At 31.2% G+C, this 12,440-nt stretch carries 9 protein-coding genes; 3 read left to right on the top strand and 6 right to left on the bottom strand.

Features of this window, described 5'->3' with window-relative positions; genetic code table 11:
• The first annotated feature begins 30 nt into the window (after positions 1-30).
• On the top strand, positions 31-5,436 hold the full coding sequence (locus tag N1F78_RS15545; RefSeq protein WP_406684090.1) for a T9SS type A sorting domain-containing protein: 5,406 nt from the start codon (positions 31-33) through the stop codon (positions 5,434-5,436).
• Positions 5,433-6,149 carry a hypothetical protein gene (locus tag N1F78_RS15540; RefSeq protein ID WP_406684089.1) on the top strand — a complete coding sequence of 239 codons (717 nt, stop codon included), beginning with the start codon at positions 5,433-5,435 and terminating at the stop codon, positions 6,147-6,149. Before N1F78_RS15545 ends, N1F78_RS15540 begins: the two co-directional genes overlap by 4 nt.
• 66 nt (positions 6,150-6,215) lie before the next feature.
• On the opposite strand, the gene N1F78_RS15535 is transcribed toward N1F78_RS15540, so the two are convergent.
• The 3 genes from N1F78_RS15535 to N1F78_RS15525 all read right to left on the bottom strand — a co-directional run bounded on the left by N1F78_RS15535 (position 6,216) and on the right by N1F78_RS15525 (position 9,354).
• Positions 6,216-6,557 carry a P-II family nitrogen regulator gene (locus N1F78_RS15535; RefSeq protein ID WP_406684088.1) on the bottom strand — a complete coding sequence of 114 codons (342 nt, stop codon included), beginning with the start codon at positions 6,555-6,557 and terminating at the stop codon, positions 6,216-6,218.
• Between the two features lie 33 nt (positions 6,558-6,590).
• Positions 6,591-7,844 carry an ammonium transporter gene (locus N1F78_RS15530; protein WP_406684087.1) on the bottom strand — a complete coding sequence of 418 codons (1,254 nt, stop codon included), beginning with the start codon at positions 7,842-7,844 and terminating at the stop codon, positions 6,591-6,593.
• A 247-nt stretch (positions 7,845-8,091) separates the two neighbouring features.
• Positions 8,092-9,354 carry a carboxypeptidase-like regulatory domain-containing protein gene (locus N1F78_RS15525; RefSeq protein WP_406684086.1) on the bottom strand — a complete coding sequence of 421 codons (1,263 nt, stop codon included), beginning with the start codon at positions 9,352-9,354 and terminating at the stop codon, positions 8,092-8,094.
• Positions 9,355-9,567: 213 nt separating this feature from the next.
• Here N1F78_RS15525 and bshC point away from each other — a divergent pair, with 213 nt between their 5' ends.
• Positions 9,568-11,160, top strand: a complete 1,593-nt coding sequence (gene bshC, locus N1F78_RS15520; protein ID WP_406684085.1) for a bacillithiol biosynthesis cysteine-adding enzyme BshC — start codon at positions 9,568-9,570, stop codon at positions 11,158-11,160.
• Here the strand turns inward: bshC and N1F78_RS15515 are convergent, their stop codons facing one another.
• The 3 genes from N1F78_RS15515 to N1F78_RS15505 are packed head-to-tail and all read right to left on the bottom strand — an operon-like array spanning position 11,161 to position 12,328.
• Positions 11,161-11,517, bottom strand: coding sequence for a hypothetical protein (locus tag N1F78_RS15515; RefSeq protein WP_406684084.1), 357 nt, complete (start codon positions 11,515-11,517; stop codon positions 11,161-11,163). It abuts the gene before it with no gap.
• Positions 11,518-11,568: 51 nt separating this feature from the next.
• Positions 11,569-11,949 carry a hypothetical protein gene (locus N1F78_RS15510; RefSeq protein WP_406684083.1) on the bottom strand — a complete coding sequence of 127 codons (381 nt, stop codon included), beginning with the start codon at positions 11,947-11,949 and terminating at the stop codon, positions 11,569-11,571.
• A gap of 10 nt (positions 11,950-11,959) precedes the next feature.
• Positions 11,960-12,328, bottom strand: a complete 369-nt coding sequence (locus N1F78_RS15505; RefSeq protein ID WP_406684082.1) for a hypothetical protein — start codon at positions 12,326-12,328, stop codon at positions 11,960-11,962.
• Between the last annotated feature and the right edge of the window lie 112 nt (positions 12,329-12,440).

Below are 12,440 nucleotides of genomic sequence, written 5' to 3'. Positions count from 1 at the left end.
TTATCTGGAATTTATCGAACAACTACCGTCATGAGAATTAACTTTCTAGTTTTATTTTTTTTCTCACTATTGTTAGCTTCTTCATTAGCGGCTCAAACAACGGCTATACCAGATGCTAATTTTGAAGATTATCTAGAAACGCACGATGCAAATGGTGGTTTGGTTGTGGTTGGAGATGATAATAGCATGGGCGATGGTATTGCTAATAACGGAACTGTTTTTACAGAGCGTATAAGTAATATTAAGTCACTTGTTGTAAACAATATTTCTATTGATGACTTAACAGGAATTGGAGACTTTAATAGTTTAGAAACTTTATTGTGTATTGGCAATAATTTAACAGCTCTGGATGTTTCGAATAATTCTAATTTAAAAACTTTGATATGTGGTTCTAATCTACTAACAAACTTAGATTTAAGTTCCAATATGAGTTTAGAAGAATTAGATTGCTCAAATAATCAAATTTCTGTGCTTGATGTTTCTAATAATCAATCATTATATGATTTGAGATGTTCTAATAATAGAATTTTAGCATTGGATATAAGTCAAAATATAGAGTTAACTTCTTTATCCGTTTCTAGCAATAGACTTAATAATTTAAGTATAAGTGCTAATATAAATTTAGTGAGCCTCTACTGCGCATCAAACCAAATAACAGCTTTAAATATATCTTCAAATACGTATTTAAATCAATTAGATGCATCTAATAACTTAATTACTAACCTAGATTTAAGTGCTATTAATTCGGTTACCTGTCCAGACCCTCAAACCGATCCTGTTACTACTTGTCAAGGTACTTCTTCAATAAATGTATCTAACAATCGGTTAACATCTTTAATAGTTGCCAATGGTTTTAATGATTTAATTACAACATTTACTTCAGAAGGTAACCCAGATTTATTTTGTATTCAAGTAGATGCTGGATTTACACCAAATATAAGTTGGACAAAAGACGAATGGACTTATTATGCCGAAACTACCTGTGCAGACATATATACTTATGTTCCTGATGATAATTTTGAACAAGCTTTAATCGATCGGAATTTAGATGATGTTTTAGATAATTTAGTATTGACTTCAAATATCAATGCTATTCAAACACTAGATATATCAAACGAAAATATTGATGATTTAACAGGAATTGAAGATTTTGTAGCTCTAGATATCTTAAATTTTAGTGTAAATAATATTGAAAATATAAATATTTCAACACTCACAGCTTTAACAAATCTTAATGCATCAGGAAATAATTTAAAAAATCTGGATGTAACCAATTTAGTAGGATTACTAACTTTAAATGTTTCAAATAATAATTTAGAGGAATTAGATGTGAGCAGTAACATCGATATTGAAGATTTAAACTGTTCAAATAACAGCATCCAATCTCTAGTTTTAAGTATTAATGTTGACCTGACAGATTTCGATTGTGCTTTTAACGACTTACAAGCTTTGAATATCCAAAATGGACAAAACGGAAATCTTGCAAATTTTGATACGACGAGCAACCCAGACTTATCTTGTATTTTGGCAGATGCTAATACCATACCTGCCGGTGTAAATTGGGCCATTGGATCAGCGTCTTTAAACACGAATTGTGGAACCTATGTGCCAGATAATGGTTTTGAACAAGCCATTATTGATGCTGGTTTTGATGTTGGGCCACTTGATAATTATGTGCCAACAGGAAATATCGTAGGAGAAACGAACCTTAATGTAAATGGTTATAATATTACAGACTTAACTGGTATTCAAGATTTTGCAGCTTTAATGACTTTTGATTGTTCTGATAACAATATCGTTACATTAGATTTAACAGCTAACTTAGCATTAACAAATATTACCTGCAATAATAATGCATTAGAATTTGTAGATATTAGAAATGGAAATAATACAAATACTACTGTATTTAACGCCACAAATAACCCTAATCTATTTTGTATAAATGTTGATGCGGCTGTAATAGGAAATATTCCAGGAGGTTGGATTATTGATCCAATAGCCGATTACAATGCTGATTGTGAAGCGAATAGATATACACCAATTCCAGATGATAATTTTGAACAAGCTTTAATTGATTTAGGTTTTGATTCTGGCGCATTAGATAATCAGGTATTAACGGCAAACATAGAATATCTTAAATCGTTAAATGTTAGTGGTGAAAACATTGAAAGTTTAGAGGGTATCCAAGCATTTATATCTTTAACTGAATTAGACTGTAGTAGTAATTTTTTAGATGAGTTAGACGTAAGTGGTATGGTTAATCTTGAGAGCCTATTCTGTGGCTCAAATTATTTTTTAACCAACAATATTGCTAACATAAATGGTGTGCTAAATACCACAGGTACAGCAAGCTTAAAAAAATTATTTTGTGCAAATAATAATTTGGCAGATTTAGATATATCCATTAATCCTAATTTGGAAGAACTAGATTGTTCTAACAATAGTTTAACTACTTTGGATATAAGTAATAATAATAGCCTAATTGAGGCAAATTGTGATAATAATCTAATTTCAAATTTTGTAAGCTATACAGCTGATAATTCAACTTTAAATACCCTAAATTGTAATAACAATGAACTTTCTACTTTACAAGTGAGCAGGTGTTTAGCATTAACTACTTTGAACTGTAGAAATAATACACTAAGCTTACTTGATATTAGTGCCAACGCAGCAATAGAAGTTTTAGATTTTTCAGATAATGAGTTGACTGATGTAAATTTATCTGCGAATATCAATTTAATTGCATTGTCTGGATCTCAAAATCAATTAACAGAAATAGATGATTTGGCATCTACAGTTCTAGAAAGTTTAATTTTGAATAACAATCAAATAAATCAACTCAATACTATATTAAATGGTTTAACTTCTATAAAATATGTGTCAGTTAGTAGTAATGAACTCACAGATATAAATGCTAGTACCAATACTAATTTAATCGAATTAAACATTAGTAATAATGCAATTGCTACTTTACAATTATCTGCTAATTTAAATCAGCTAAAAACATTCAACTGTAGCGAAAATGAAGTAACAGGTGGTTTAGATTTATCAACTATGGGTCTGATGGCTTGTCCAACACGAAATACAAATAACCCATTAGATTTTTGTCCAGATACCATTACCATAAATGTATCTGGTAATCAATTAGACTTTGTAAATATTCAAAATGGAATAAATAATAATATATCAAATTTCTCGGCAACTAGTAACCCAAACCTTACTTGTATTCAAGTAGATGATGTGAACATTATAGGGGCAAATTGGACAAAGGATGCAACTGCAGTATATAGTTTAGATTGCAAATTTGGAGAAACCTATGTGCCTGATGATAATTTTGAACAAGCATTAATTGATTTAGGTTATGATACAGGCGTTTTAGACGATTATGTACCCACTGCAAATATAGAAATGCTAACCATGTTGGACGTTAGTGGTAATGGTATCTCAGATTTAACAGGTATTGAAGATTTTATGGCCTTACTTAATTTGAATTGCTCAAATAACACATTAAGCGAATTGGATATCAGTAATATTGTAAATTTAACTGTAATCGATTGTTCTAATAATTTGCTTATAGATTTAGATGTTACCGAAACTCCCAATGTTATCAGTTTAAATATCTCCAACAATCAAATTACAGAATTAGATGCGAGTTTAATTTCTCTACTTCAAAGTTTTAATTGTGATGGTAATGCTATTATAGAATTGGATGTCACTACAAATACAGCACTTACAAATTTAAGTTGTGCTTCTAATTTACTGGAAATTTTAAATCTGCAAAACGGTGCAAATGCAAGTCTTACAAACTTAAATGCTCAGAGTAATCCTAATTTATCTTGTATACAAACTGATAGCGGTACCGAACCTGCTGGAGTAACTTGGTTCAAAGATGCTACAACAGCTTATGCAATAGATTGCCATTTTGGAGAAACCTATGTACCTGATGATAATTTTGAACAAGCATTAATTGACTTGGGTTATGATGTTCAACCTTCAGACGATTATGTGCCAACTGCAAATATTGAAAATAGAACATTTTTAGATGTTAGTGGTAAAGAAATTGCTGATTTAACAGGTATTGAAGATTTTGAGAATTTGAGAAATTTAGTGATAAGTAATAATGTTTTAACGGGAATAGATTTAAGTAATAATCTTTTGTTACAAACTTTAGTTGCTTCAAATAATGAGCTGTTAAATTTAGATTTTATGGTAAATACTAATCTCATACAGTTAAACGTATCTAATAATTCTTTGTCAGTAATTAATGTAAACTCAAATTTAAATTTAGAAGATATAAACGTTGAAGGTAATATGTTAGCAGTATTAGATGTAAGTGCTCTTATAAATTTAAAAGTATTAAACTGCTCATCTAACCAACTAACTGCTTTAAATGTTACGTCAAACCCAAATTTAATAATACTGTATTGTCAGGCAAACAGTTTTACTCAAGATAGTTTAAATCTTCAGAACGGTGCTAATGAAACTTTAACAAAGTTTAGCGCAACAAGTAACCCAGATTTGAGCTGTATTTTGGTTGATGATCCGGTGGCCGTAATATCAAATATAGATGGTACTTATGATGAATGGTATAAAGACCCAACAGCTAATTACCAGTCTATTTGTGATGATGCCGATAACGATGGAATTGCAAACGAAGATGATTTATGTCCAGGAACAATCTTTGGTGAACCAGTGGATTTATTTGGTTGCCCATATGCTAGTTTACCAGTAGATAATTTCACAATTTTGATTACTGGAGAAACTTGTTTAAATAATAACGATGGCAAAATTAACATCACATCAAAAGAGTTTTATGAATACAAAGCCAATTTAAAAGGTGATGATTTTGATAGAAATTATACATTTACGAACGAAATTGATATTCTAAACCTTCTTGCCGGAACTTACAAGTTATGTATAACTTCAGATGAATTACCTAATTATGAAAGTTGTTTTGATGTTGTTATTAGTCACCCAGAAAATTTGGAAGTAATAACAGATAAAAGACAGAATAGTAAGGAGGTGTCTTTTAATTTAAGTGGCAGTTCAAGTTATATTATAAACTTAAATGGATTAGAGTTTAGAACATATGAATCTGAATTAACACTTCAGTTAGAAAATGGTGTAAATGACATTAAAATTTCAACAGATAAAGACTGTCAGGGTGTTTATGAAGAAAGCATTTTAGTTTCAGATAAAATGGTTATACATCCAAACCCTTTTAAAGAAAGTATCAATATTCATTTAGATGATTTAAAAGACAAAAACATTGAAATAAGTATGTATTCCTATTTAGGACAATTGGTGTTTCACAAAACTATAAAAGATCCGGGAAGTAGTTTATATATAGAAACCAATAATTTATCAGCAGGCTTTTATACTGTATTTGTTAAATCGAGTCAATCCTTAAGCACTTTTAAAATTGTGAAAAAATGAAAAAATTAATTTATATAATTTGTTTCGCTCTTTTATGTTTAGGTTGTAGCGGGTCTTCTGATGATGGTGGAGACTCTGGAGAAACTCCAGAGAACCCTGAAGAAGGGCTAGAAACTAATTCTTCTTTAAAAGTGAATTTGCAATTTCCGCATGAAAATGGGTTATGTAATCTAGGAACAAATATTACCCCAACTCATAGCACTGTAGTTTTTGAATGGGAAGCCAGTTCAATTGCCACAGGATACACGATTTTTATTAAAGACCTAGTTTCAGGAAACGAAATTCAAGATCAATCTACCGAAGATAAAATAGGGGTTGTTTTAAAAAGAGCTACACCTTATTCATGGTACGTTGAAGCTACTGATGGTACAAAAACTGAAACAAGCGATACCTGGAAATTTTTTAATGCAGGTCCAGGTGTGCAAACCTATGTACCTTTTCCGGCAGTAATCAATTCACCAGCTATGGCAGCTAGCCTTAATACTACAAATGTTACCTTAAATTGGACTGGATCTGATGTAGATAATGATATTATAGGTTACGATGTGTATTTAGGAATGAGCAATGAACCAGCTATACATACTCCAAATGTTTCTGTAAGTGAGTTGAATGTTACTTTAAATGCGGGTAGCATTTATTATTGGAAGGTAATTACAAAAGATTCAGAAGGGAATACATCAGAATCGGGGATTTATCAATTTAAAATTGAATAAGTTAAATGTTATTGATATTAAAAAAGGAACGCTGGTTAGCGTTCCTTTTTTTTAGGTTTAGCTATTTTATATAATAGCATCATTTCCTTGGGCTCCAGTACTTAAACGTATAGCGTCTTCAACATTATAAATAAAAATTTTACCATCTCCAATTTGGTTTTCAGATGCATTATCTTTTATAACATTGATACATTTCTCTAAATGAATATCGCTAATTACACAAACTATCATTACTCTAGTTTGTAAAATTAAAGATTGCTCGGTCCCACGATAGCGTTCAGAAAAACTTTTTTGCATACCAGTGCCTTTAACCGGAATAACTGTTATACAAGGGATGTCAGCCTCTTTTAGTCCACGCTGGACGGCCTTTAATTTTGATGGCCTTATTATTGCTTCTACTTTTTTCATGTATAAATTTTTAAATTCTTTGTATTAATTAAATTATTCAAAAGTGGTATAAGATTCAACTCCAAAAGAAACCGCATCAATACCAGCACGTTCTTCAATTTTATTGACTCTAATTCCAAATGTCTTTTTCATTATAGTCATAATGATATAGGTTAATACAAAAGAAAAAATACCAATTGCCAAAACACCAGTAATTTGGGTAATAAGTAAATCTGAACCACCACCAAAGAATAGGCCTTCCTCAATTGCAAATAAACCAACTGCTATTGTTCCAAAAAGGCCATTTATACCATGTACGGCAATAGCCCCTACTGGATCATCTATTTTTATTTTATCAATATAAATTACTGCTACATCCACAAGAATACCAGCTACCAACCCAATAATAATGGCTGAAATAGGTTCAACAATGTTGCACCCTGCAGTTATAGCAACTAAACCTGCTAACACTCCATTTATAGTCATAGTAATATCAATTTGGCCATACTTTAAATAGGTATAAATAAGAGTTGAAAGACCTCCAGCTGCCGAAGCTAAAAATGTATTGGTGGCAATAGATCCAATAAGTTCCCAATTCCCTACTGCTCCAAGTGTAGAACCAGGGTTAAATCCAAACCACCCAAACCATAAAATAAAACCTCCAACAGCCGCTAGAGGTAAGTTATGCCCAGGAATTGCAACAGGTTTACCATTTTGATCATATTTTCCAATTCTAGGCCCTAATACTATGGCTGCAGCTAAAGCGGCAAATCCTCCCATGGCATGAACAGCAGCGGAACCTGCAAAGTCATTAAATCCTCTAGTAGCTAGCCAACCATTAGGATTCCAAACCCAATTGGCTGCTAATGGGTACATTATAGCGCAAAATAAAATAACATATAATGCATAAGACCAAACCTTCATTCTTTCTGCAACAGCACCAGAAACTATGGATATGGCAGCTATAGCAAAACCTAATTGAATAAACCAAAATAGTTTATTTGATACGGTTAAACCAAGTCCTAAATCACCATTGGTAATTCCAGTGTCAAATGCGAACCATCCATTAGATGCTCCATAAGCAATTCCGAAACCTACTGCATAAAATGCAAGTCCCCCAAATGTAATATCAATTATAACTTTAGCTATGATACTCATAGCATTTTTGGCTCTAACAAAGCCTGCTTCCAAGAGGGCAAACCCTCCTTCCATTAAAAAAATTATTGCAGCACAAATAGATACCCATACAGTATCTATCGCTGAAATAAGTTCAGTTTGTTCTAGGGCAACAGTAGCTACTCCTTCCATAAATTAATTTAGTTTAGTTAGTATTAATAGTTAGTTTTCTTTAAAAACAAGACAATATATGGAATTTAGCTACTTAACTTTTTTTAGTAGTTCTAAATTTGAACATATAAAAAAAGAAATGTAAATTATTAACGGATTTCTGGAATCCCTTAAAAAAGCTTTAATAAAAAAAGCAATACGCTGAAATTACTTTATCAGAGTATCTAAGCTTTTTTTTGAATAAGAATTAACCTTGATGAAGTATATATTATTTCAATTGTTTTTGAATTTTGGCAATGGCATTTTCTATAGATTTTTCAGGTTCTATAATATTATATTCACCCCAAAATTCAGGGTCTGAAAACCCAGAAACTTGATCTGTGAGTATGGTTGAAGGACGCAACATATTATTCTTAAGTTTAGCCAATTTACTGTCGCTAAATTTCCAATCTGTAATGGCCATTTCACTGTTTAGTGTGTAAATACTATTAAATAGTTTACCTTTCCAATTAACCTTAAAACTTAACAATATATTGCTATACGCATAGTGCCATTTTCCATTTTGTACTCTGTAATTTACCCTGTAGTTAGCTATAGTTGGGTAAACATCAACCTTTCTTGGTTTCTTTTTTACAAACATTTGACTAGAGAGTGTTTTGTTTTCAACATTTAAGCTGTAAACCGCGTTAGTAAGTGCTAACGATTCAGCATCAATATAAAGCTTACCATAATACATAGGGTAATTGATATATGAACTCTGCTTAAAATTGACAACATACACAGGTTTTTTATTTATATTAGTAATTTCACCGTAACTGAAGTCATAATCATCAATGTCTTCTTCAGTAAATATGAATTCTGGATATTTAACCATATCTGTATATAAATTACTAAAAGGGCCACCTTGTAACTTTAAAGCAAGTGTATCTAATCGATTATAATTAGTGTTTTTTCTAGCTTTAACTAATTCTATATTGTCTTTTCTGTAATTATTATAGGGTTGTTTATGAATTTTCACAACAGCCTCAGATAGCGAAGCATTTTTTCGTCTTTTCTTAATGGTTTCCCTATAGAAGGCGGTCATTAAAGTACTATTGTTGTTATATAAAGCTCCTTTTTTTCTTAAAGTTGCCATGACTAATTCTTTGGCAGTATAAGGTGTGGTTACAAGGTTTATAGCATCTAGAGTTGTTATAGCTGGTACTAGACTAATTTTAATTTTACCTTTTATTGATGGAATTTCTATTTCCTTTTTCTCATACCCCAAATGAGAAATGACTAAAATACCTTCTAAATGATTTTGAGGGATTTTTAGTAGAAATTCTCCATCAACATTTGTAATCGTGCTAATGTTGGTACCTTTTACTATTATATCTGAAAAAACGAGTTTGTCTTTGGTGCTTTGATCAACAACAGTTCCTTTAATTTCTATATAATTGGATATGTTCTGTGCTAGTAAAGAATTGGTTTCGCTAATAAAAAAAACACAAACTGTTATCAAAAGATAGTATAAACGATATTTGCTTTTCATGACTTATAGGATTAATATCTAATAAGTTACAAAAAAAAAGCGTATAAATCTTGTGACTTAATAGGGTTTAACAGTTTTTTAGTAAATGATGTTTTTCTAATGATTTTTTTCCGAAGAAGTTAATGTGGGCTTAATGCTAAAAAAACTCTTAACTTATTTTTTAGAAATTCGAAATGTAATAAATGTATCTTTACATGCAAATTTTGAATTAATATGTCATCAGACACTATTTCATTTGAAAAAACTGGTTACTTCTCATCATTAATTTGTAATTATTTAATTGAGAAACAAGAGCTAAGACCGTTTTATAATAGATTTCCCAGTATTGAAAATTTCAAAGCTCAAATTGAAGAGAAGCAAGCTTTAGTTTCTTCTGAATCAAGAGTAGTTTTATCTAATGTTTTAAATAAGCAGTACCAAAATATTGCAGCTTCAGAATTATCACTTCAAAATATAAAGGCATTAAGAGATTCCAATACATTTACCATTACCACAGGTCATCAATTAAATTTATTTACTGGACCATTATATTTCTTATACAAAATTGTTTCTACAATCAATCTTTCAACAGAATTAAAAGAAACATATCCTGATTACAATTTTGTGCCTATATATTGGATGGCTACAGAGGACCATGATTTTGATGAAATAAATTATTTCAATTTTAAAGGTAAAAAAGTACAGTGGAATAGAGATACTAGTGGAGCAGTTGGAGAATTGTCAACAAATGGTTTAGATGAAGTTTTGAAGGTTCTTGATAACGAATTTGGACAAAGCACCAATGCAGAGGCTTTAAAAAAGCTCTTTAAGGAAGCATATTTAGAGCATGATAATCTGGCTGATGCTACCAGGTTTTTGGCTAATGAACTGTTTAAGGAATATGGGTTGGTAATTGTTGATGCCAATGATGCAGAACTAAAGGAATTATTTGTGCCTTACCTTAGGGACGAATTATTAAATAATACATCATTTAAAAAGGTTACAGAGACCAATAAAGCACTTTCTAAGAACTATCAAATTCAAGTTAGCCCAAGAGAAATAAATCTGTTTTATTTAGATAAAAATCTAAGGGAACGCATTGTTTATGAAGGAGAGGTTTTTAAAGTATTAAACACTGATATTTCTTGGAGCAAAAATGACCTACTGGAACACCTCCAAAAGGTGCCAGAACGGTTTTCACCTAATGTAATTATGCGCCCGCTTTACCAAGAAGTTATTTTGCCAAACCTCTGTTATATTGGTGGTGGTGGTGAATTAGCGTATTGGATGCAGTTAAAATCTTATTTTAAAGGTGTAGATGTTACATTCCCTATGCTTTTACTTCGTAATTCAGTTTTAATAAAAACAGAAAAGCAAGCAGTAAAACTTCAGAAGTTAAATATTTCCGATGAAGATATTTTTTTAAAACGACATTCTTTTATAAATAAAAAAGTAAGGGAAATTTCTAATATCGATTTAAGTTTTAAATCTCAAAAGGAGCACTTAAAAGGTCAATTTAAAGGATTATATGAGCTAGCTAAATTAACCGATAAGTCATTTGTTGGAGCTGTTAAAGCTCAAGAATTAAAACAAATAAAAGGTCTAGAAAACTTGGAGAAACGTTTGTTAAAGGCTCAAAAGAAAGTCCTGTCAGACCAAGTGTCTAGAATGACAGAACTTCAAAATAAATTATTTCCAAATGGAAGTTTACAAGAGCGCAACACTAACTTTTCTGAGTTTTATTTAGAATATGGTGAATTGCTTATACCAACACTTATTAAAAATTTAAAGCCATTAAAAAGGGGGTTTTCAATTCTAACTTTCTAGCTATTTAAAAGAATAACAAGAGGGTCCCTTAACTGCTGTACTAACTATAATTCCATCTGTATTAGCTGTAAAAGATGTTTGGCAATAAGATCGCGATGATGTTTGATAGGTTTCATCAGCCCACTCATTATATCTTGTTTTCACCAATGAATTGTTAACATATAAATAGGTATACATTTTACTGCCATTTGGTAATTCGTAAACATTGCTTGGAGGTCCCCAAGCACTTATAAGATTATTCACGTCATGTCCTTTCCAAGTATTTATGCGGTTTACATAATTTTTTGTAGAGATACAAGATGTAGAAATAAGTGCTACAAAAAGTATTAAAGTGGTTTTTACAAATATAGTTTTCATTTTGTGGATTTTTTTGTGATTAATAATTTGGATACTATGCTTTAAGCTAATCTAGAAATCGTCAAACTCAATAGTAATCGTTTCGCAATTAGTTACTGTTACTTCTGCTGTATGCTCATCATGTCTAGTATAGCACCTAGTACACCCACCTTCAAAATAGAATGAATAGATAAGGTAAGTTCCAGGTTCTAAAAGCAATTTTTCCGATTCGCCTTTTTTTATGCTAAAATCGGGAGGACGTCTTTGATTATCCTTTATTTCTGAGATCTCGGATGTACTCTCCAGATAAAAAAAGAATCTGGTGAATGTGTCATCATTATTTTTTATCGCTACCATCCCGGGTTCGCTACATGATTCTTCTGTACTACATGAAATCGTAAGGATAAAAAGCCCAAAAAGTATTAGTTTCAACAGATTGTTTTGTGGTTTCATAGCGTTTGGATTAGTAGATTAAATTTAAATCTTCACAACTGGAAAGCTCTATTTCTTTATCATCATCTATTAATTCCCAGGATATCAGACATCTACCAGTATCTGGATTACAGCTACCCGTAAATAGTTTTAAGTATGTGGAGTAACTTCCTGCGGGTAGTGTAATGCTTCCTTTGGATTGAGGCTCTATAACCAAATCGCCATTGCCACGGACAACAGAGTTACTTTTATAAAAATGTAGGCTGTAATCAGAATTGGTGTTTTCAATTATTACCGTTCCTGTATTATCTTCTTCACATGGTTCTGTACTTTCGCAAGAGGTTGTAAATAATAATGTGAATAAAAAAATTAATAAATAAAGTGATTTTAAGGTTTTCATAATCTATGGTTTTGTGGATTATTAATCGTTTTTGGAGTTGCTTGCCTCTGGTTTAGTCTGCAGCCAGAACCAGTGCAAGACTCCACAAAACTTGTTTGTCAACTTAATGACA

The sequence above is a fragment of the Seonamhaeicola sp. MEBiC01930 genome (assembly GCF_045277075.1).
Lineage (GTDB): Bacteria > Bacteroidota > Bacteroidia > Flavobacteriales > Flavobacteriaceae > Seonamhaeicola.
This window is presented reverse-complemented; position numbering and strand designations above follow the sequence as displayed.